Annotated in this window: 23 protein-coding genes; 8 read left to right on the top strand and 15 right to left on the bottom strand. The window is 71.6% G+C overall.

Going from position 1 to position 20,183, the window contains the following annotated elements:
- Nucleotides 1–130: 130 nt before the first annotated feature.
- Nucleotides 131–892 carry a MerR family transcriptional regulator gene (locus AQI70_RS09375; protein WP_062146318.1) on the bottom strand — a complete coding sequence of 254 codons (762 nt, stop codon included), beginning with the start codon at nucleotides 890–892 and terminating at the stop codon, nucleotides 131–133.
- Between the two features lie 88 nt (nucleotides 893–980).
- Between AQI70_RS09375 and gad the strand changes: the two genes are divergently transcribed.
- Nucleotides 981–2,408, top strand: coding sequence for a glutamate decarboxylase (gene gad / locus AQI70_RS09370; RefSeq protein WP_062146316.1), 1,428 nt, complete (start codon nucleotides 981–983; stop codon nucleotides 2,406–2,408).
- A gap of 12 nt (nucleotides 2,409–2,420) precedes the next feature.
- Here the strand turns inward: gad and AQI70_RS09365 are convergent, their stop codons facing one another.
- The 7 genes from AQI70_RS09365 to AQI70_RS09335 all read right to left on the bottom strand — a co-directional run bounded on the left by AQI70_RS09365 (nucleotide 2,421) and on the right by AQI70_RS09335 (nucleotide 7,893).
- Nucleotides 2,421–3,176, bottom strand: a complete 756-nt coding sequence (locus tag AQI70_RS09365) for an ABC transporter permease (RefSeq protein WP_062146314.1) — start codon at nucleotides 3,174–3,176, stop codon at nucleotides 2,421–2,423.
- Complete coding sequence (locus AQI70_RS09360) at nucleotides 3,173–4,138, bottom strand: ATP-binding cassette domain-containing protein (protein WP_062146313.1); 966 nt, start codon at nucleotides 4,136–4,138, stop codon at nucleotides 3,173–3,175. The genes AQI70_RS09365 and AQI70_RS09360 overlap by 4 nt, the downstream gene beginning before the upstream one ends.
- Nucleotides 4,139–4,213: 75 nt before the next feature.
- A complete protein-coding gene (locus tag AQI70_RS09355) occupies nucleotides 4,214–4,855 on the bottom strand; it encodes a PadR family transcriptional regulator (RefSeq protein ID WP_062146311.1) in 642 nt (213 codons plus the stop codon).
- Between the two features lie 65 nt (nucleotides 4,856–4,920).
- Nucleotides 4,921–5,172: a type II toxin-antitoxin system RelE family toxin gene (locus AQI70_RS09350; protein WP_062146309.1), complete on the bottom strand. Its 252-nt coding sequence runs from the start codon at nucleotides 5,170–5,172 to the stop codon at nucleotides 4,921–4,923.
- Complete coding sequence (locus AQI70_RS09345) at nucleotides 5,169–5,432, bottom strand: type II toxin-antitoxin system prevent-host-death family antitoxin (RefSeq protein ID WP_062146308.1); 264 nt, start codon at nucleotides 5,430–5,432, stop codon at nucleotides 5,169–5,171. Before AQI70_RS09345 ends, AQI70_RS09350 begins: the two co-directional genes overlap by 4 nt.
- A gap of 63 nt (nucleotides 5,433–5,495) precedes the next feature.
- Nucleotides 5,496–6,956 (bottom strand): aldehyde dehydrogenase family protein, encoded by a 1,461-nt coding sequence (locus tag AQI70_RS09340; protein ID WP_062146306.1) that lies wholly within the window; start codon nucleotides 6,954–6,956, stop codon nucleotides 5,496–5,498.
- Nucleotides 6,957–7,068: 112 nt separating this feature from the next.
- Nucleotides 7,069–7,893: a helix-turn-helix domain-containing protein gene (locus AQI70_RS09335; RefSeq protein WP_062146305.1), complete on the bottom strand. Its 825-nt coding sequence runs from the start codon at nucleotides 7,891–7,893 to the stop codon at nucleotides 7,069–7,071.
- Nucleotides 7,894–8,247: 354 nt separating this feature from the next.
- On the opposite strand from AQI70_RS09335, the gene AQI70_RS09330 reads away from it, so the two are divergent.
- Nucleotides 8,248–8,751: an ATP-binding protein gene (locus tag AQI70_RS09330; protein WP_062146303.1), complete on the top strand. Its 504-nt coding sequence runs from the start codon at nucleotides 8,248–8,250 to the stop codon at nucleotides 8,749–8,751.
- Nucleotides 8,752–8,846: 95 nt separating this feature from the next.
- Here the strand turns inward: AQI70_RS09330 and AQI70_RS09325 are convergent, their stop codons facing one another.
- The 5 genes from AQI70_RS09325 to rpmG all read right to left on the bottom strand — a co-directional run bounded on the left by AQI70_RS09325 (nucleotide 8,847) and on the right by rpmG (nucleotide 11,309).
- On the bottom strand, nucleotides 8,847–9,065 hold the full coding sequence (locus tag AQI70_RS09325; protein WP_052032434.1) for a DUF397 domain-containing protein: 219 nt from the start codon (nucleotides 9,063–9,065) through the stop codon (nucleotides 8,847–8,849).
- A gap of 347 nt (nucleotides 9,066–9,412) precedes the next feature.
- On the bottom strand, nucleotides 9,413–9,652 hold the full coding sequence (gene rpsR, locus AQI70_RS09320; protein WP_208607330.1) for a 30S ribosomal protein S18: 240 nt from the start codon (nucleotides 9,650–9,652) through the stop codon (nucleotides 9,413–9,415).
- On the bottom strand, nucleotides 9,653–10,876 hold the full coding sequence (locus tag AQI70_RS09315) for a CobW family GTP-binding protein (RefSeq protein ID WP_062146299.1): 1,224 nt from the start codon (nucleotides 10,874–10,876) through the stop codon (nucleotides 9,653–9,655).
- A gap of 1 nt (nucleotide 10,877) precedes the next feature.
- The gene (locus AQI70_RS09310) at nucleotides 10,878–11,135 is read right to left on the bottom strand and encodes a type B 50S ribosomal protein L31 (protein WP_062146298.1); all 258 of its coding nucleotides are present in this window, start codon (nucleotides 11,133–11,135) and stop codon (nucleotides 10,878–10,880) included.
- A gap of 9 nt (nucleotides 11,136–11,144) precedes the next feature.
- Complete coding sequence (gene rpmG, locus AQI70_RS09305; RefSeq protein WP_003999141.1) at nucleotides 11,145–11,309, bottom strand: 50S ribosomal protein L33; 165 nt, start codon at nucleotides 11,307–11,309, stop codon at nucleotides 11,145–11,147.
- A 61-nt stretch (nucleotides 11,310–11,370) separates the two neighbouring features.
- Here rpmG and rpmB point away from each other — a divergent pair, with 61 nt between their 5' ends.
- The 4 genes from rpmB (at nucleotide 11,371) to AQI70_RS09285 (ending at nucleotide 13,142) form a co-directional block, all read left to right on the top strand.
- Complete coding sequence (rpmB, locus tag AQI70_RS09300; protein ID WP_031482567.1) at nucleotides 11,371–11,607, top strand: 50S ribosomal protein L28; 237 nt, start codon at nucleotides 11,371–11,373, stop codon at nucleotides 11,605–11,607.
- On the top strand, nucleotides 11,607–11,912 hold the full coding sequence (gene rpsN, locus AQI70_RS09295; protein ID WP_062146296.1) for a 30S ribosomal protein S14: 306 nt from the start codon (nucleotides 11,607–11,609) through the stop codon (nucleotides 11,910–11,912). Before rpmB ends, rpsN begins: the two co-directional genes overlap by 1 nt.
- Before the next feature lie 160 nt (nucleotides 11,913–12,072).
- Entirely contained in the window at nucleotides 12,073–12,561 is a 489-nt protein-coding gene (locus tag AQI70_RS09290) for a hypothetical protein (RefSeq protein WP_062146586.1), read from the top strand.
- Nucleotides 12,561–13,142 (top strand): DUF4232 domain-containing protein, encoded by a 582-nt coding sequence (locus AQI70_RS09285; protein WP_244181530.1) that lies wholly within the window; start codon nucleotides 12,561–12,563, stop codon nucleotides 13,140–13,142. Before AQI70_RS09290 ends, AQI70_RS09285 begins: the two co-directional genes overlap by 1 nt.
- 6 nt (nucleotides 13,143–13,148) lie before the next feature.
- Here AQI70_RS09285 and AQI70_RS09280 read toward each other — a convergent pair whose 3' ends face one another.
- Entirely contained in the window at nucleotides 13,149–14,264 is a 1,116-nt protein-coding gene (locus AQI70_RS09280; protein WP_062146294.1) for a DUF2786 domain-containing protein, read from the bottom strand.
- A 132-nt stretch (nucleotides 14,265–14,396) separates the two neighbouring features.
- On the opposite strand from AQI70_RS09280, the gene AQI70_RS09275 reads away from it, so the two are divergent.
- Nucleotides 14,397–15,140, top strand: coding sequence for a Clp protease N-terminal domain-containing protein (locus AQI70_RS09275; protein WP_062146292.1), 744 nt, complete (start codon nucleotides 14,397–14,399; stop codon nucleotides 15,138–15,140).
- Between the two features lie 34 nt (nucleotides 15,141–15,174).
- Entirely contained in the window at nucleotides 15,175–16,878 is a 1,704-nt protein-coding gene (locus tag AQI70_RS09270; protein ID WP_062146291.1) for a bifunctional 3'-5' exonuclease/DNA polymerase, read from the top strand.
- On the opposite strand, the gene AQI70_RS09265 is transcribed toward AQI70_RS09270, so the two are convergent.
- Nucleotides 16,879–20,109, bottom strand: coding sequence for an AfsR/SARP family transcriptional regulator (locus tag AQI70_RS09265; RefSeq protein WP_062146289.1), 3,231 nt, complete (start codon nucleotides 20,107–20,109; stop codon nucleotides 16,879–16,881).
- Nucleotides 20,110–20,183: the final 74 nt, after the last annotated feature.

Raw genomic sequence — 20,183 nt, 5'->3', positions numbered from 1 at the left:
GACCCCCTCAGGATGCACTGTGCCCCTGCCGGGTCAAAGCTGTGAGTCATGGGCATCGAAGAGTGGCGGCCGTCAGGGGGCCGGGACCGCGGTGGTCCTGGCCCGGGAGTAGCACCCCCGGGCCAGGGGGTTACGAGGTGTGCCGGGCGGCGTTGGCGAGGATCGCCTCCTTGAGGTGCTCGGCGAGACCCTCGCGCATCGAGTCGTAGTACGCCTTGAAGCGCTCGTCGGCGACGTACATCTCGCCGAGGCACTTGTGCATCTCGTACGGGCACTCGAAGTACCACGTGCCGATGTGCCGGCGGTGTTCCTCGGCCAGGTCCATGGCGCGCTCGCCGGTCGGCGACTCGCCCTCGGCGACCAGGGCCGTGTAGCGCTCACCCCAGTCGTTCACCTGGGCCTGGATGCGCTTCCAGTCCTCCTTGGTGTAGCGGGCCGCGCGGCGCTGCGACTCGGCGTACGCCTCCGTGCCGCCCCAGCGCTGTTCGGCCTCCTCGGCGTACTGCTCGGGGTCCTTGTCCCCGAACACCTCGAACTTCTCCTCCGGCGTGAGGTTGATCCCCATCTTGCTCGCCTCCATGGCGTGCTCCACGGCCGCCGCCATCTTCTGCAGCTTCTCGATCCGGGCGGTCAGCAGCTCGTGCTGCCGGCGCAGGTGTTCGCGCGAGTCCGCGTCCGGGTCGTCGAGCAGGGCGGCGACCTCCTCCAGCGGGAAGCCGAGCTCGCGGTAGAACAGGATCTGCTGCAGCCGGTCGAGGTCGGCGTCGCTGTAGCGCCGGTGGCCCGCGTGGCTGCGCTCGCTGGGCACGAGCAGGCCGATGTCGTCGTAGTGGTGCAGGGTGCGCACCGTCACTCCGGCGAAGCCGGCGACCTGTCCCACGGAGTAGCTCACTTCCGCTCCCTTCTTCTTACGCACTCCACGGTGAGTCCTCACGTCGCGTGAGGTGCAAGCCCGGCGGCGCGGACCTACCGTCGTAGGCATGCCACTGCATCGTGGGGACAGCGAAGCACCGGACGACGAGGGCGGCCGGCGCCGGCTCGCCGTCAACCCCTTCCACGGCGAGGCGAATCCGGTCGGCGGGATGACCGAGGCCCCGCCCAGGCACCGGCTGCCCGACGCCCCGCTGCCGCCGTCGACGGCGTATCAGCTGGTGCACGACGAGCTGATGCTGGACGGCAACTCCCGGCTCAACCTGGCCACCTTCGTCACCACCTGGATGGAGCCGCAGGCCGGGGTGCTGATGGCGGAGTGCCGGGACAAGAACATGATCGACAAGGACGAGTACCCGCGCACCGCCGAGTTGGAGAAGCGGTGTGTGGCGATGCTCGCGGACCTGTGGCACGCGCCCGACCCGGCGGCGGCCGTGGGCTGTTCGACGACGGGGTCGAGCGAGGCGTGCATGCTCGCCGGGATGGCGCTGAAGCGGCGCTGGGCGCGGGGCAACGCCGACCGGTATCCCTCGCGCGACGCCCGCCCGAATCTGGTCATGGGCGTCAACGTCCAGGTCTGCTGGGAGAAGTTCTGCAACTTCTGGGAGGTGGAGGCCCGGCAGGTGCCCATGGAGGGCGACCGGTTCCATCTCGATCCGCAGGCGGCGGCCGAGCTGTGCGACGAGAACACCATCGGGGTCGTCGGGATCCTCGGCTCCACCTTCGACGGGTCGTACGAGCCGATCGCGGACCTGTGTGCCGCCCTGGACGCGCTGCAGGAGCGGACCGGCCTCGATGTCCCCGTGCACGTCGACGGGGCGTCCGGGGCGATGGTGGCGCCTTTCCTGGACGAGGACCTGGTGTGGGACTTCCGGCTGCCGAGGGTCGCCTCGATCAACACCTCGGGGCACAAGTACGGGCTCGTCTACCCGGGCGTCGGCTGGGCGCTGTGGCGGGACCGGGAGGCACTTCCCGAGGAGCTCGTCTTCCGGGTCAACTACCTGGGCGGCGACATGCCCACCTTCGCGCTCAACTTCTCCCGGCCGGGCGCGCAGGTCGTCGCGCAGTACTACTCGTTCCTGCGGCTGGGGCGGGAGGGCTACCGGGCCGTGCAGCAGGCCGCGCGGGACGTGGCAGGGAAGGTCGCCGAGGCCGTGGCGGAGCTCGGCGACTTCCGGCTGCTGACCCGCGGCGACCAACTGCCCGTGTTCGCCTTCACCACGGCCCCGGACGTGCGGGCGTACGACGTCTTCGACGTCTCCCGGCGGCTGCGCGAGAGCGGCTGGCTGGTGCCGGCGTACACCTTCCCGCCCCACCGCGAGGATCTGTCCGTGCTGAGGGTCGTGTGCCGCAACGGCTTCTCCGCCGACCTCGCCGAGTTGTTCGTGGAGGACCTGGGCCGACTGCTGCCGGAGCTGCGCCGGCAGCCGCATCCGTTCACCCGGGACAAGGAGGCGGCCACCGGCTTCCATCACTGAGCAGCCGGCGAGCTAGCGGCTCAGGCGCGCGAACCGCCGTACCGCCAGCGGGAAGAACACCGCCAGGAGCAGCAACGGCCATACGATCGCCGCCCCTACGTGCTCGGTGCCCGTCCCGCCCATGAGGTTCCGTACGGCCGTCGCGGTCTGTGACATCGGGTTCCACTCGACGACCGTGCCCAGCCAGTCGGGCATGGTCTCGGGCAGGGCGAGGGCGTTGGACAGGAAGCCGATCGGCCAGACCAGGATCTGCACGGCCTGCACCATCTCCGGCTTTCCGGCCACCAGGGCCAGATGGATGCCGATCCACAGCATGGCGAAGCGGAAGAGCAGGAGCAGTCCCACGGCGCCCAGGAAGGCCCCCGGGCCGCCGTCCGCGCGCCAGCCGAGGGCGTAGCCGACGCCCATGAGGACGAGCAGGGCCAGCGCCGACTGGAGCATGTCGGCCGCCGAACGGCCCACCAGCACCGCGCCGTTGGCCATCGGCATGGAGCGGAAGCGGTCGACCACGCCCTTGTTGAGGTCCTGGGTGACCGCGATCATCGTGCCCTCCAGTCCGAAGGCCATGGTGAGCGCGAGCATGCCGGGGAGGAGATAGTCGATGTAGGAGCCCTGGACGCCCCGGCCGCCGCCGATGAGGTAGCCGAACATCAGCAGCAGCATGACGGGGAAGACCAGGTTGACCACGACCTGCACCGGTTGCCGTGCCCAGTGGGCGAGTTCGCGGCGGGTCATGGTCCAGGAGTCGGTCAGGGCGTACGTGGTCACGCGGCCTCCTTCACTCGGTCCTCGCGCCCGGTCAGATGCAGGAACACCTCGTCCAGCGTCGGGCGGCGCAGCGCGATGTCCTCCGCCTCGATGCCGGCCTCCTCCAGCGCCCGTACGACACCGGAGAGCGCCGCCATCCGGTCGGTGACCGGGGCGCTGAGCAGGCGGCGGTCGGGGTCGACCGAGACGTCGTCCTTCGGCACGGGCAGCAGGGCCGCCGCCGCGCCCAGCCGGCCGGCGTCGCGCAGCACGACGTCGATGCGGTCGCCGCCGGTCAGGGCCTTCAGCTCGTCGGCCGTGCCGTCGGCGATGACGCGGCCGGCGTCGACGACGGAGATGCGGTCGGCGAGCTGGTCGGCCTCTTCCAGGTACTGGGTGGTGAGCAGGACCGTCGTGCCGCCGCCGACGAGTGAGCGGACGGCGGACCAGACCTCGGCGCGGCCGCGCGGGTCGAGGCCGGTGGTGGGTTCGTCCAGGAAGAGCACCTCCGGGTCGGTGATGAGTGAGGCGGCCAGGTCCAGTCGCCGTCGCATGCCGCCGCTGTACTGCTTGACCGGCTTGCGGCCGGTGTCGGCGAGGCCGAAGCGCTCCAGGAGCTCGTCGGCGCGCACGCGCGCGTGCCGGGCGCCCAGGTGGTAGAGGCGGCCGAACATCTCCAGGTTCTGCCGGCCGCCCAACTCCTCGTCCACCGCCGCGTGCTGGCCGAGCAGGCCGATGCGCAGGCGTACGTCGTATGCCTGGCGCACCACGTCGTGTCCGGCCACCTCGACACGGCCGCTGTCCGGCCGCAGGAGCGTGGAGAGGATCCGGACCAGGGTCGTCTTGCCCGCGCCGTTCGGCCCGAGCACTCCGTGCACCGTGCCGCGCGCGACCGTGAGGTCGAGCCCGTCCAGTGCGTTCTTGCCGTTCTTGCCGCCGTACTTCTTACGTGCCCCTTCGACGATGATCGTCGCGTCGGCCACTGAGACTCCCTCGCTAGTCAAACTTGACTACCCGCCCCGACGTTAATGCCCCGGGGGGCGATTGGTCAAACTTGATTAGCTGTCGCCCCGGGGATGCCGCTCCCCCGTGGCGTACGGGTTCTCCTGGTCCTCGGCGAGGATTCCGACGAACGGGTCGCCCTCTCCGGAGAAGGTGTAGGCACCGCCCCGGATGCGTTCGATGAGGCCGCGGGTCCACTCGGCGCCGGTGTCGGCGGAGTGGACCCAGAAGTTCATGATCTCGCCGATGTGACCGAGCTGGCCGGGGCCGTCCTCGGGCGTGTAGTACTCGGTGACGGACTTGCGCCACTCCTCGATGCTGCGCACCCGCTCCTCCAGGAGGGCGAGGACCTCCGCGCGGTCCAGGTCGACCATGAAACCGAGCGCGGCAGTGAGCACGTCCGGTCTCTGGTCGTACGCCGTGAGGTACTCGCGCACGAGCCCGAAGTACTCCTCGACGCCCTTCTCGGTGATCTCGTACTCCGTGCGCGGCGGCCCGCCGGCCGTGGACGGCGCGATCTCGTGGGCGTGCAGCAGCCCCTGCTTCGCCATCTGCTTCAGGGCGTGGTAGATCGAGCCGGGCTTGGCGTTGGACCACTCGTGCGCGCCCCAGTACTCCAGGTCGTTGCGCACCTGGTACCCGTGGGCCCGCCCGTGCTGCCGGACCGCGCCGAGCACGAGGAGACGGATCGCTGACATGCGGTCCAGATTAGAGCCGGGGCGGTAGGGGCCCGAGAGCAACCCCGCGAGCGACCGGTTCCTCTTCAGGCACCGGTGCGCCCTACGTGCTCGATGTGGACGGTGCGTGTGTCCGGGTCGACGCGGTAGAGGATGCGCCAGGGCCCATGGTGGAGGCGGCGGTGCTCGGCGCCCCAGGCACGGGACCCCTCTGGCCGCTCATTCTCCGCGAGCTGGTCAGCGGCCCGCAGGAGCGCGTCGACGCTGTGCGGGTCGCCCTTGAGGTGCCCTACGGCGGCATTGAGGGCCGCCGGTTCCCACACGACCTGCCAGGTCACTCGCCCCGCCCCGCCGCTTCGAGCAGCGCGCGGCGGGCTTCGTCATGCGGCATGGGAGTCTCGGCCCGCCCGAGGGCACGATCGCGCTCAAGGCGGGCGAGCGCGAGCGCGTCCTCAAGGTCCTCCAGCTCCGCGGGCGAGATGAGGACGGCGGCCGGAACACCGCGGTCCGTCAGGGTGATGTGCTCATGCTGGGCAGCCCGACGGGCAAGTTCACCGAGCCTACCCCTCGCCTCCGCGATGGGATACGTAGCAGACATGCATCTAGTGTACACCTGGATATATGTCCGCCGCGTTACTCAGAAGGGGAAGCCGCTCCTGACTCAGAAGGGGAAGCCGCTCCTGCCGTGCTGCACGGAGATCCACTTCGTCGTCGTGAACGCGTCCAGCATCGTCTCGCCGTTCAGCCGGCCGAGCCCGGAGTGCTTCTCGCCGCCGAAGGGGACGATCGGCTCGTCGTGGACCGTGCCGTCGTTCACATGGAACATGCCGGTGTCGATCCGCTTGGCGAAGGCGACACCGCGCTCGATGTCCCCCGTGTGGACGGCGCCGCTCAGGCCGTACGGGGTGTCGTTGACGAGGCGTACGGCCTCCTCCTCGCCGTCGAACGGGATGAGGAAGGCGACCGGCCCGAAGACCTCCTGCTTCAGCAGGGCGGAGTCCGCGGGAACGTTCGTGAGGACCGACGGCTCGACCAGGTTGTCCGTCGTCGTGCCGTGCACCAGGGCCGTCGCCCCCTCGGCGATCGCCTGCTCGACCACGCCCGAAACGGCGTCCGCCTGGGAGGAGTTGATGACCGGGCCGATGACGGTCTGCGGGTCGCGCGGGTCGCCGACCTTGAGGGACCTGACCTTGGCGACGAACTTCTCGGTGAACTCCTCGGCGATCGAGCGGTCCACGAGCACCCGGTTCGCGGCCATGCAGACCTGCCCCTGATGGACGTACCGGCTGAAGACCGCCGCGTCGACGGCGTAGTCGATGTCGGCGTCGTCGAGGACCACCAGCGCGCTGTTGCCGCCGAGTTCGAGGACCGAGCGCTTGAAGTGCGAGGCGCAGACGGTGGCCACATGGCGGCCGACCTTGTCGGAGCCGGTGAAGGAGATGACCTTCGGGACCGGGTGCTCGATGAAGGCGTCGCCTATCTCGGCTATGTCCGTGATGACGACGTTCAGCAGGCCGGCGGGCAGGCCCGCGTCCTCGAAGATCTTCGCGACCAGGGAGCCGCCGCAGACCGGGGTGTTCTGGTGGGGCTTGAGGACCACGCCGTTGCCGAGCGCGAGGGCCGGGGCGACCGACTTGATGGAGAGGAGGAAGGGGAAGTTGAAGGGGCTGATGACACCCACGACGCCGACCGGGACGCGGTAGACGCGGTTCTCCTTGCCGTCCACCGGCGACGGGATGATCTTGCCCTCGGGGCGCAGGGCCAGGTGGATCGCCTCGCGCAGGAACTCCTTGGCGAGGTGGAGTTCGAAGGCCGCCTTCAGCCCGGTGCCGCCGAGCTCGGCGATGATCGCCTCGGTGATCTCCTGCTCGCGGTCCTCGATCAGCCGCAGCGCCTTCTCGAAGACGGCCCGGCGGGCGTACGGATTGGTCGTGGCCCACTGCTTCTGGGCGCGGGCGGCCGCCTGGTAGGCCTGGTCCACCTCGTCGACCGTGGCGATGGTGATCGACGCCAGCTTCTCGCCGTCGTACGGGTTGAAGTCGATGATGTCCCAGGAGCCTGTGCCCGGACGCCACTCACCGTCGATGTACTGCTGAGCCAGGTCGGTGAAGTAGGACGACATGTGATCCCTCAATCTCTGGCAGACATCCGATCGGCCAGCTGCATTCGACAGCCGCTGCGCGGCGGGCCTCGATCGCCTTCACGGTGTGATCACACGTCATCGTACTTGCGTTTCAAGAGAGTTGAAGGAGTCCCCTGAGAAGATCCCGGCTCTCGTCGGGCCCCGGGCTGTCCTGCTGGAGCTCCTTCATCGCCTTCTCGTACTGGGCGACGTCCTCGTGCTTGTCGAGGTAGAGCGCGCTGGTGAGCTGCTCCAGGTAGACGACGTCGGAGAGGTCCGACTCGGGGAAGCTGAGGATCGTGAAGGCGCCGGACTCGCCGGAGTGGCCGCCGAAGCTGAACGGCATGATCTGCAGCCGGACGTTGGGGCGCTGGGAAATCTCGATCAGGTACTGGAGCTGACCGCGCATCACCTCGCGGTCGCCGTAGGGCCGGCGCAGGGCGGCCTCGTCCAGGACGATGTGGAACTCGGGGGCGCTCTCGGCGACGAGGCACTTCTGCCGCTCCAGGCGCAGCGCCACGCGCTTTTCGACGTCGGCCGTGCTCGCGCCCTTCATGCCGCGCCGGACGACCGCGCGGGCGTACGCCTCCGTCTGCAGCAGCCCGTGCACGAACTGCACTTCGTACGCCCGGATGAGGCTGGCGGCGCCCTCCAGGCCCACGTAGGTGGGGAACCAGCTGGGCAGGACGTCCGAGTAACTGTGCCACCAGCCCGCGACGTTGGCCTCGCGGGCGAGGGAGAGGAGCGAGTTGCGTTCCTGCTCGTCCGTGATGCCGTACAGCGTCAGCAGGTCCTCGACGTCCCGTGTTTTGAAGCTCACCCGGCCCAACTCCATCCGGCTGATCTTCGACTCGGACGCACGGATCGAGTACCCCGCGGCCTCGCGCGTGATCCCGCGCGCTTCCCGCAGTCGCCTCAGTTGCGAGCCGAGCAGCATGCGCCGCACCACCGATCCGGGCTCTCCCGCGCTCACGTTCGCCAGCCTCCCCAACCGTCCTCAGGGCCCGCAGTCTGCCACTAAATCACTTCGAGCAGTACTCGTCCGATTACAGAGACGGAAAGAAGCCAAGGATTCCACTCAGGAAGGTGGCAAGGGAAGACAAGAAGAGGCAGTGAAGTTGGCGGAAAAAATGGCCAACAAGCGGTACGGGGGCGTCCAATTCGGTCACGTGCACGTGCATCTGCCCTTGCATCTGCTCTGCGCATCCGAAACCATGGTCCCGCGCAACCGCTGCATCGCAACGACCGCGAACTCCCGGGAGTGCCTCGCATGGGGACGAATGGATCGACCATGCTCGAGCCGTTACGGCAGGGCCTTCCGCCGCTGGATCCCGCGACCGTGTCCAACGCCGCCTCCTGCGCTCTGCCCGCCCGCTACGAAGCGGTGCGCGAGGCGCGGAAGTTCACCCGGAACACCCTTGACCAGTGGGATCTGGGCGAGCGCTTCGACGACGTCTGCCTCGTGGTCTCCGAGCTGGTGACCAACGCGCTGCGCCATGCGCTGCCGGCGAGCGCGCAGCGGATGCCGGAGCAGACGCCGCCCGTGCGGCTGCATCTGATGCGGTGGACCGAGCGGCTGGTGTGCGCGGTGCGCGACCCCAGCCACGACAGTCCGGTCGCGCGCGATTCCGACGACTTCTCGGCGGAGTCCGGTCGCGGGCTGTTCCTCGTCGACTCCTTCAGTGACAGCTGGGGATGGCATCCGCTCGCGGGGACGCTCAGCGGCAAGGTGGTCTGGGCGCTGTTCCGCCTGCAGCCCGCGCGGCCCGGGGTGGTCCCGGCTCCGGCGGAATGACGAACCGCGGCGTTCGCTGACGCCGCGGTTCTACGCGCGTTACGGCGCGTTGGACAGCCGTTACGGTACGAAAAGGCGTCGATTGCCCTGGCTGGTCAGCCCGCGACCAGGTGGTCGAACTCGCCGTCCTTGACGCCCAGGAGCATCGCCTCGATCTCGGCGCGGGTGTAGACGAGCGCCGGGCCGTCCGGGAAACGGGAGTTGCGCACCGCCACGTCACCGCCGGGCAGCCGCGCGAACTCCACGCAGGAGCCCTGCGAGTTGCTGTGCCTGCTCTTCTGCCAGGCCACCCCGTTCAGATCCGTGGCTGCCATGCCGTTGTACACGTCGTGGTCCACAGGTCGCTCCCCGGTGGTGCGGTGGCTTCGAGGCCAATGATGCGAGAGGTGGTGCAGTGGTCGTGCAGCTGTCAACCGCTCCCGGATCATAGCCCTGTTTCACGTGCGGCTGCGCGAGCAGATGCACGTGCACGCGGGGTGGTGCTGTGGTTACTCCTGTGACGTACGCGGCTCCATATGCGTTCCAGTGCAAGCCCCGGGGATCGCCTCACATGCGTGCACTGGGAAGAGACGCGATACGTGGCCATCGTGTTCCATCCGACAAGCGGCGGTCCACTTGGCTGAACCGGGCGGCAGCCCCCGGGGGATGCGGTGCGGCGGCCTCAGCGGCTCGCGTACGGCAGAAGTGCCATCTCGCGCGCGTTCTTGATGGCCTTGGCGAGTTGGCGCTGCTGCTGGACCGTCACCCGGGTGACCCGGCGGCTGCGGATCTTGCCGCGGTCGGAGATGAACTTGCGGAGCAGGTCGGTGTCCTTGTAGTCGACATAGGTGATGCCGGCCTGGTCCAGGGGGTTCGGGCGGTTCTTGGCCGGCTTGCGGTCGGTCTTGCGGGGCATGGGGATTCAGACCTCCAGGAGGGTGTCGAAGGCGGGCGGGAGTTGTTTCCAGGCGTCGCGGCCGGCGGCGTACTCGGCGTCGGTGAGCAGGCAGGACTCCAGGAGCTGGGCCAGGCCGTCGCGGTCGAGGCCGGGCGAGGTGAAGACCAGGTGCTGGCAGCAGTCGCCGTGCTCGGGGTGCCAGTCCAGCGCGGCGGCGGCCCGGCGGACCGGCGGGACCATCTCCCAGGCCGCGTCGGGGAGGGAGGCGAGCCAGGGACCCACGCTCTCCACGCACAGGGCGCCGCCCGCCGCGTCCCAGTGGAGGAGGACATCGGGTTTGTCGGCCAGCCAGAACCGGCCCCGGCTGCGGGCCGCCGCGCAGGTCAGGTCCTCCAGCGCCGCGTACAGCCGCTCCGGGTGGAAGGGGCGGCGGCGGTGCCAGACGAAGGTGGAGACACCATGCGCGTCGGCCTCGGCGGGGAGCAGGGCGCACGCCGGGTGCTGCGCGGCGTCGGCCGCCTCGACGTCGAAGCCGGCGAGGGCCGCCTGGGCCAGCGGCGACAGCGGGCGCCGGCGCGGGGCGGGCACCGTCAGGCCCCCTTCGGCCGGGTCCGGCGCGATCGCGCCGGGGGCCGGAGCGCCCGCCAGGTCACCGTGGCCGATCGGGACCTGGCGGGCCGTCGGGTGGAGCTGGGCGAGCAGTTCGCGGTCCTCGTCGTCGGCCTCCGGTGAGTCGACGACGGCGAGGACGGGGGCGTATTCGAGCTGGCGGGCGAAGGTGTCGGCGACCGTGCGCTGGTCGGTCGCCGCGGCGGCCAGGCCCCGCTCGGCCAGGTCGTCGCCGTTGCCCAGGTAGGGCAGGACCAGCGCCGGGTCGACCGCGGTGATCACACCGGTGACCGTGAGCCCGCCGGCCGTGACCACCTCGGCCATGGCCTTCGGCTCGACCGAGTCCCACAGTTCCACGACCGCCATCCGGGTGCCGCCGGCGTCCCGGATCCGCAGCAGCTCCGGCACCAGGTCCTCGCGCAGGGCGCAGCAGGCGCAGTCGTTGACGAGGGGCGCCTCGCCGGCGGACACGACTCCTGTGGCGTCGCTGATCGTCCGCACCACCGTGCCGGCGGTGGCCGTCGCCAGGTCGTGGTGGAGTACGACGCTGTCGGGGACGTCGGCGAGCAGCTGTGCCACGGTCGCCCTGCGGGCGTCGGCGTGCAGCCCGCCGACGATCACGACGGAGAGCTCGGGCACCTCAGCCCTTCTTTCCGTACCGGCGCTCGAAGCGCTCCACGCGGCCGGTGGTGTCCAGGACGCGGGCCGTGCCGGTGTAGAAGGGGTGGCTGACGTTGGAGATCTCGACGTCGACCACGGGGTAGGTGTTGCCGTCCTCCCACTCGATCGTCTTGCCGGTCGGGACGCCGGCCAGCGTGGAGCGGGTGAGGAAGGCGTGGTTCGCGGCGCGGTCGCGGAAGACGACGGGGCCGTACTCGGGGTGGATTCCCTTGCGCATGGCGGTGGTTCAGCGCTCCTCTCGGAAGTCGACGTGACGGCCGACGACGGGGTCGTACTTGCGCAGGGTCATGCGGTCCGGGTCGTTGCGGCGGTTCTTTCGGGTCACGTAGGTGTAGCCGGTGCCGGCGGTGGACCGGAGCTTGATGACCGGGCGGAGTTCGTTGCGTGCCATGCTGCTATCTTACTGAAAATGAATTCCATTAACAGGAGCGTTTGAGGAGAGGTTCGTCACCATGTCCGCCCACTGCATGCTGACCGGCGCCCAGCCCGGTTTCGGCAACACCATTTCCCACTCCCATCGGCGGACCTCCCGCCGCTTCGACCCCAACATCCAGACCAAGCGCTACTGGCTGCCCAGCGAGGGCCGGTATGTGCGGCTGCGGCTGAGCGCCAGGGGGATCAAGACGGTCGACGTCATCGGCGTCGAGGCGGCCGTCGCCCGGATCCGCGCCCGGGGGGTGAAGGTCTGATGGCGAAGAAGAGCAAGATCGCCAAGAACGAGAAGCGGCAGGAGACCGTTGCCCGGTACGCCGCGCGGCGGGCCGAGCTGAAGGAGATCATCCGCAGGCCGTCGTCCACGGACGCCGAACGGCTCGCCGCCCAGCGTGAGCTGCGCAGGCAGCCGAGGGACGCCAGCGCCACGCGGGTGCGCAACCGCGACCAGACGGACGGACGGCCGCGCGGGTACTTCCGTGCGTTCGGGCTGTCCCGGGTGAGTCTGCGGGAGCAGGCGCACGCCGGGTATCTGCCGGGCGTGCGCAAGGCGTCCTGGTAGGTCTCGCCGGCTCTGCGGCTGCGGCCGGTACTCCCTGGTAGCTTGCTGCGGTCGGTTCGGCCCGGCGGGCCGACTCGGCCGTATGCCGACCGCTACAGCTTGGGAGCTTCCAGTGACCTCGGCGACCTTCTCGCGCACCCGCACGATGCCGGCCCGGCGGATGCGGGTCGCGGCCGTGACCGCGGCCCTGGCGGGTGCGCTCGCGCTGACCGCGTGCAGCGGCGACGGCGACTCCGGCGCCGATGACTCCCCCTCGGCCGGTGCCGGCGCCTCCGCGACCGCCGACGCCTCCGCGACCGCGGGCGGCGGCACGGGCGGGTCGGCGTCCGCGGCTGATGAGCTGGAGGGCAGCTGGCTGGCCACGACCGACGGCAAGGCCGTGGTGCTCATGGTCGACGGCAAGGAGGCCGCGCTCTTCACGACCGGCGCGACCGTGTGCAGCGGCACCGCCGGTGAGGTGGACGGAACGCGCACGATCCGCCTCAAGTGCCCCGGCGGCAGCAAGGAGCGGGCGAGCGGGACGGTCGACTCCGTCAGCAGGACGCGGCTGAAGGTGACCTGGGAGGGCGGTCTCGGCACGGAGACGTACACCAAGGCGGAGGGCGGGAAGCTGCCGACGGGCCTGCCCACGGCCGGTCTGGGATCGTGATGTCCGACCGGTGCGGCCCGCCCGGTCACCTCCGTCACTGCCAGAGGACCTCATGCGCGACCACTTCCGTCACCGTCGCCGCCCTCGCCGCGGCCCTCCTCCTGACCGCCTGCACCGAGGGCGGGGACGGGGACGACAGCCAGAACAGCACGGCCGGTTCCGCCTGCCGGATCGGCGAGATGGCCGTGCGGGTCGGGCCCGCCAACACCGCACCCGCCGCCGGGGACACCGGCAACGTGCCCGTCACCCTGACCAACCGCAGCGGCTCCGAGTGCACCCTGGACGGTCTGCCCGCCGTCGCGTTCCAGGCGGGCGGCACCTCGGCCGCCGTCGAGCCAGACAAGGCGGCCAGGGCGAAGAAGACGACCCTCGCCGAGGAGGCCTCCACCGCCTTCACTCTCACCTATGTCCGGGGCGCGGAGGGCGGCGCCAAGAGCCTCGCCGTGCAGACGGCGAAGATCTCTCTGCCCGGGTCCACGGAGACACACAGCTTCAAGTGGTCCTACGGCGATGTAGCGCTGAAGAGCGACGGACAGGCCCCGGACGCCTCGGTGAGCGGGTTCCAGCAGACCGGCGAGTGACGCCGTTCAGCGCAGCGGCCGACGCGGTCTCATCTGCGCCCTGTCGGCCGCCTCGGAACCCTCCACCCAGCCCGCCTCGTCGCTGACGCCGCGCAGGCGGGTGGTGGTGGTCTCCGGGAACATGCGCTCCAGGCGGTCGGTGACCGCCACCTCGCGGGAGGCGAGGACCGGGAGCAGGTCCTGGGTCACCTGCGTCTGGGCCACCGCGGCCAGGTGGGTGCCGATGCGGTGGGCGTAGGCCGCCAGGAACGAGTGCCGGAAGGTCTTGGTCCGCTTGCGGCCGCCCGCGCGCTGGGCCGCCTCCGCCTTCGTCATCGCGGTCTGGGCCTGTACCAGGAGCGAGGTGTACAGGAGCTCGACCGCCTCCAGGTCGGCCTCGAAGCCGACGACCGTGGAGAAGCCGAACGGCTCGTTCCATACGGCCCGGCAGTGGTTGGCGGTCGCCACCGCGTCCAGCAGGACGGCCTTCGCCTGCTCGTACGGCGGTTCCACACCGATCCGGCAGGCGCTGGGGGCGTCCTTCCTGACGTGGTCGCGGGCCGCGAGCACCGCCTCGTCGACGCTGTGCCGGGCCATGAGCTCCTGAGCCTTGGCGCTGAGCGCCTCCGCCTCCTCGGGGAAACCGGTCGCCTCCGCCTTCGCCAGCAGCGCGCGGATACGGCTGAGCATGCGGGACTCGGGCTGGGAGCGGCGGGCGGCGGGCCCGGCCACCTCGTCCAGGGACTCCAGGGCGGGCAGTCGCAGCAGGAGGCGGTACAGCTCCAGCACGGCCGTCGCGTGCGAGAAGCGGTCGGTGCGCGGCGGGGCCCCGGCCGGCAGCTCGTCGAGCTGTGCCTGCCAGCGCGGGCCGCGGGGGCGGTCGTCCGGCGCCTGGGCGCGGATCAGCGCCGAGAGCAGTCGTACGTGTACGTCGTCCAGGTCGCGCCGCACGAGCCGTACGACATCCGCCGGCTGCCAGCCGCGCCGCCAGGCCGCCGCGAGGAACTCCTGGCCGCGCCGGGCGAGTTCGGCGTCCGCCGCGGGGTCGGCGGCGAGGAGGGAGGCGCCGGTGTCGAGCGTGGTGTGCTCGGTGTCGTAGAGGGCGGTCTCGAAGGCGCGGTCGACTGTGCTGGGCGTGCTCACCAAGGGATCGTAAGTGCGTCGGGGAAGGCGGAGGAGAGCGCCTGCCGCCGCGGCCCAGGGGCCGCTCAGCTCGCGGAGCCCGATGTCAACCACGGGTTGACACCTCTCTGACTGTCAACCTACGGTTGACATATGTCGACGAACCAGAGCATCACCTCATCCGTACGTCTCGACGAACTCATCGCGGCCATCAAGAAGGTCCACGACGAGCCCCTCGACCAGCTCCAGGACGCGGTGATCGCCGCCGATCACCTCGGTGAGGTGGCCGACCACCTGATCGGCCACTTCGTGGACCAGGCCCGGCGCTCGGGTGCCTCCTGGACCGACATCGGCAAGAGCATGGGCGTCACCCGGCAGGCCGCGCAGAAGCGCTTCGTGCCGAAGGAGTCGACCGACCTCGACCCCCAGCAGGGCTTCGGCCGCTACACGCCGCGCGCCCGCAACGTGGTGGTGGCCGCCCACAACGAGGCCACCGCGGCCCGCAACCCCGAGGGCCGCCCCGAGCACCTGGTACTCGGCCTGCTGGCCGAGCCGGACGGCCTGGCCGCGAAGGCGATCACGGCGCAGGGCGTCCTCCTGGACTCCCTACGCCAGGCCGCCACCGCCGCGCTGCCCGAGGCCGCCGACGAGGTCCCCGAGCTCATCCCCTACGGCTCCGACGCCAAGAAGGTCCTAGAGCTCACCTTCCGCGAGGCCCTGCGCCTCGGCCACAACTACATCGGCACCGAGCACATCCTGCTGGCCCTGCTGGAGTTCGAGAACGGCGAGGGAGTCCTGTCCGGCCTCGGCATCACCAAGCAGGCGGTGGAGGAGTGGGTCGTCAAGGCGCTGGCCCAGTTCCTCAAGATCAGCCAGCAGGAGGAGGAACAGAGCTGAGGGCGTTGTCAGACCCGGGTGCCACACTCGCAGCATGACCGACCGGTGGGCGCTCGCACCGGCCGAGGACGGCGGCGTGGAGCTCGCCCCCCTCGGCCGGGACGGGCTGCCCGCGGGGCCGGTCCGGCGGGAGCCGGATCTCGCCCGGGCCGTGCGGGAGCGTCCGGAGGTCACGCGGTGGGTGTGGCGGTCCACCGCCGAGGTCTATCCGCGGCTGCTCGCCACGGGGGTGCGAGTGGAGCGGTGCTACGACATCGAGGACGCCGAGACGCTCCTGCTCGGCCACGAGGGGCGGTACGGCGAACCGAGGTCGGCCGCCGCGGCCCTCGCCCGGCTGCGCGGCGGCCCGGTCCCGCCCGATCCGCCCCAGCGCTCCGCCGCACCCGGCTCGCAGTCCCCGCTCTTCGAGCCGCAGTCGGTCCATGTGCCGCTGGCCGACCTCATCGAGGTGTACGCCGACCAGCAGCGCCGGCACGACAAGACCGCGCACCCGGAGCGGATGCGGCTGCTGACGGCGGCCGAGTCGGCGGGCATGCTCGTCGCCACCGAGATGAACCGGGCGGGGCTCCCGTGGAGCGCCGAGGTGCACCGCCGCGTGCTGCACGAACTGCTGGGCGAGCGGTACGCGGGCGGGGGTGAGCCGCGGCGGCTGGCCGAGCTGGCCGACGAGGTGTCGGCCGCGTTCGGGCGCCGGGTCCGGCCCGATCTGCCGGCCGACGTCATCAAGGCCTTCGCGCAGGCCGGGATCAGGATCAGATCGACCCGTCGCTGGGAGATCGAGTCCCTCGACCACCCGGCGGTGAAACCGCTGGTCGAGTACAAGAAGCTGTACCGGATCCGGGTGGCGCACGGCTGGTCCTGGCTGCAGGACTGGGTGCGGGACGGGCGGTTCCGGCCGGAGTTCCTCGCGGGCGGGACGGTCACCGGGCGGTGGGTCACCAACGGTGGGGGCGGGCTGCAGATCCCGAAGGTGATCCGGCGTGCCGTCGTCGCCGACCCGGGCTGGCGGCTGGTCGTGGCCGACGCCGACCAGATGGAGCCCCGGGTGCTCGCCGCGATCTCCCGCGACCCCGGGCTGATGGAGGTGGCCGGGCGGGAGAGCGACCTCTACCAGTCCGTCTCCGACCGCGCCTTCGCCGGGGACCGCGCCCAGGCCAAGCTCGCCGTGCTGGGCGCGGTCTACGGCCAGACCTCCGGCGACGGGCTCAAGAACCTCGCCGCACTCAGACGCCGTTTCCCCAAGGCGGTGGCGTACGTCGACGAGGCGGCGCGGGCCGGTGAGGAGGGACGGCTCGTGCGGACCTGGCTGGGGCGGACCTGCCCGCCGGCCGCCGGGGCGACGGACGACGCGGCCGAGGAGGCGGGGATCCCGGCCCCGGACACCCAGGACGAACCGGCCGAGGGCTCCGGTCCGCAGGAGTGGGTGCCGGGCTACGCCTCCACCAACGCCCGCGCCCGGGGCCGCTTCGCCCGCAACTTCGTCGTCCAGGGCAGCGCCGCCGACTGGGCGCTGCTGCTGCTCGCCGCGCTGCGCCAGGCCTGTGCGGACATGGCGGCGGAACTGGTCTTCTTCCAGCACGACGAGGTGATCGTGCACTGTCCGGAGGAGGAGGCCGAAGCGGTCGTGACGGCGATCCGCGAGGCGGCGGACCTGGCGGGACGGCTGACGTTCGGCCGGACGCCGGTGCGGTTTCCGTTCACCACGGCGGTGGTGGAGTGTTACGCGGACGCGAAGTGATCACCGTACGTCCGGCGCGTCCAGCAGCTGCCGGAGCTCCTGGACGACCGACTTCTCGTCCGTACCGTCCAACGCGGCAAGGGCCGCGCGCCACTCGGCGTGCGCCTCCCGGACCCGTCCGCGCTCCCGCAGCAAAAGCCCCTGCTGGTGGCGGGCCAGGCCACCCGTGTAGCGGTCGGCTCGGGCGTCGGCGCGGGTGAGGAGTTCGGCGCATTCGTGGGTGGCGCGGTCGGCGCGGCCGAGGAGGCGCAGGGCGCGGACCAGGCCGAGACGGGTCTGGGACTCGCCGTGCCAGTCGCCGTGGCCGCCGAGGATGCGCAGGCTCTCCTCGAAGTGCGCGGCCGCTGCCGCCGGTTCGCCGAGGGTGAGGTGGGCGTAGCCGATGTTGCAGTGGGCGGAGTGCTGCACGATGACGTTGCCGATCTCGTCGCCGATGGCGAGCGAGCGGCGGTGCTGCTCGATGGCCGCCCGGGGGTCGGTGTGCTCGTACAGGTTGCCGAGGTGGCTGTAGGTCACGGCCTCACCGTGCGGGTCGTTCAACTGCCGTGAGTACTCAAGGCTCTGACGCAGCGCCCGACCGGACTCGGCGTGGCGGCCGAGCCCTTCGAGCAGCAGGCCCCGGTTGTTGAGGCAGCGGCGCATCCAGGAGACCACCCCGAGCCGCCGCCAGATCGTCAGGGCACGGTCGTTGAGGTCGAGGGCCTCGGACTGGCGGCCGGTCAGGAAGTGCAGGCCGGCGAGGTCGTTCAGGGCGTACGCCTCGGCCGCCTCGTCGCCGAGCCGCCGTGCCACACGCAGCGCGGCCCGGCCCAGCACCTCCATCTCGGCGACGCGGCCGCTGCGCTGGACGTAGGGGAAGAAGAGGCGGATGAGGGTGGAGAGGTGGGCCGCCATAAGGTCGTCGGGGACGTCGGCGTAGCGCTCGGCGAGCGCGACGACGTTCTCCGACTCCCGCTCCCCCCAGGCGAACGCCTCGTCGGAACCCCGGAAGGCCGGCACGGCACGGACGTGGTCGGCATGCTCGGGCGGCTGCGCCGCGGTGGGCCGAAGGCGGTCGTCCTGATCCAGGCCCGGCTCGACGACCGCGGTCAGGGCACGCTCGGCGACGGCGGCGTACCAGCGCAGGGCGGTGAGGGTCGCGTCGCCGTCGCCCTCCTCCCGGGCCAGCTCGCGGGCGAAGTCGCGGATCAGGTCGTGCGGGGCGTAGCGGCCGTACGCCGTCTCCTCCAGCAGGGCCACGTCGACGAGGCGGTCGAGGGCGGCCTCGGCACGGCGCTCGTCGGTGCCGGTGAGGCGGGCCAGCAGGGGTGCGCCGTACGTGGGCAGGTCGAGGGCGCCGATCCGGCGCAGGGCGAGGGCGGCGTCCCGGTCGGCCACGCGGTCGGAGGCGGCGAGGGCGTCGTGGGCGACGGCGAGGGAGCGGCGGACGCTCAGGTCGTCGTATTCCAGGTGGTGCAGCCTGCCCTCGGTGGCGGCCAGTTGCTCGGCCAGTACGTCCGGGGTGAGGGCGCGTCGTGCGGCCAGCCGGGCGGCGACGACGCGCAGGGCGAGGGGGAGGCCGCCGGTCAGTGCGACGAGGGGGTGAACGGCGTCGATGCCGTCGCCGTCCAGCCCGCCTTCGCCGCCGACGGCATCATCGACGGCGTCATGGGCCTCACGGCCGTCGCGCCCCGAGGCCGCACGCAGCAGGGCCGCGCTGTCCTCGGCGTTCAGGGGGGTGAGCGGGAAGCGGCGGACGCCGTCCAGGGCGGTCAGCGGAGAGCGGCTGGTGACGATCACCGCGCAGTGGGGGCCGGCCGGGAGCAGCGGCCGTACCTGCGCGGCGTTGGCGGCGTCGTCCAGGACCAGGAGCGTGCGGGTCGGTGCGAGCAGCGAGCGCAGCAAGGCGGTGGCCGCGTCCGGGTGTTCGGGGATGGAGCGGGGGTCGGCGCCGAGGTCGCGGAGCAGTGCGGTGAGGGCCTGGCCGGGGGTGAGCGGGGGCATGCCGGGGGTGGCGCCGTGCAGATTGACGTAGAGCTGCCCGTCAGGGAAACGATTCGCCAACCCATGCGCGGCCTGCAGCGCGAGCGCGCTCTTGCCGACACCGGCCATACCGCTGATGACGGCGACCGTGCGGATGGGCCGCCCGGTCAGAGCGGGGTCGAGGCTGCGGAGCAGGTCGCGCAGGGCGGCGGCACGGCCGGTGAAGTGGGCGGGAGGCGGGGGGAGTTGGGCGGGGTGGGGGCCGCTCGATTCCCGCAACGCCGGAACAGCCGACTCCTCCGCACCGCCGACGGCCGCAGCGGCAGACGCTTCCGCCACATGGAGGGACCGACCGGTCGGCATGCCCGCCTCGCAGGTTGCGCCCTTCACGGCTCCTGGCAGATTCCGGCCGGATTCCGGCTCCGAATCGCCTCGCAGCACCTCCACATGCGCCGCTTGCACGCCCGCCCCCGGCTCCACACCGAGTTCCTCGATCAGTCGCGTACGCAGATCACGGTGGACGGCCAGGGCCTCGGCACGGCGGCCGGTGCGGTGGAGGGCGAGCATCAGGTGGCGGTGGAAGGACTCGCGCAGGGGGTGCTCGGCGGCCAGTGCCGCCAGTTCCGGTATCAGGGCGCCGAGTCGTGGGCCGGCGACGGCCAGCTCGGCGTCGTGGAGCCACTCCAGGAGCAGCAGCCGTGCCTCCTGAAGCCGCTGCACGAGGGCGTAACCGCCGACCTCGGCGGGCAGGCCGGACAGCGGCGTACCCCGCCACAGCGCCAGCGCCGCCGTGGACTCGCGCACCGTGCGCTCCCAGTCCCGCCCGGCATGCGCGGCGCGGGCCGCGGCGACGCCGCTCACGAAGACGTCGACGTCCAGCTCGCCCTCGTCGACGCGCAGCACATAGCCGGGCGGCACCGCCCGCAGCCGGTCGGGGTCGTCGAGCAGCCGCCGCAGCCGGGCCACGTGGTTGTGCAGCGAGGCACGCGCGGACGCGGGCGGGGCCCCGCCCCACAGCGCGTCCGTCAGTGACGCCACGGAGACGACCCGACCGCCTTCGAGCAGCAGCGCGGCGAGCAGGGCCCGCACCTTGGGGCTGCGGATGGTGCGGACGGCGCGGTCGGGCGCGCCCGCGGAGTCGTCGTCGGGGCCCTGGCCGTCGTAGGAACCGTTCCGGACCGGCTGGACCGGCTGGACCGGCTGGACCCGCTCGATCTCGTAGAGAACCGGCGGCCCCAGCAGTCCGAACCGCAGCTCGCACCGCTTCACGCCGCCACTGCCTTCCCACGCGGCGGGCCCGCACCCGCACCCGCGCTCCACGACGGAGACCACCGCACGACGTC

The sequence above is a fragment of the Streptomyces curacoi genome (assembly GCF_001513975.1).
GTDB classification, from domain to species: domain Bacteria; phylum Actinomycetota; class Actinomycetes; order Streptomycetales; family Streptomycetaceae; genus Streptomyces; species Streptomyces curacoi.
The sequence above is the reverse complement of the archived record's forward strand: the minus strand, read 5'-3'. Positions and strand labels throughout refer to the sequence as shown.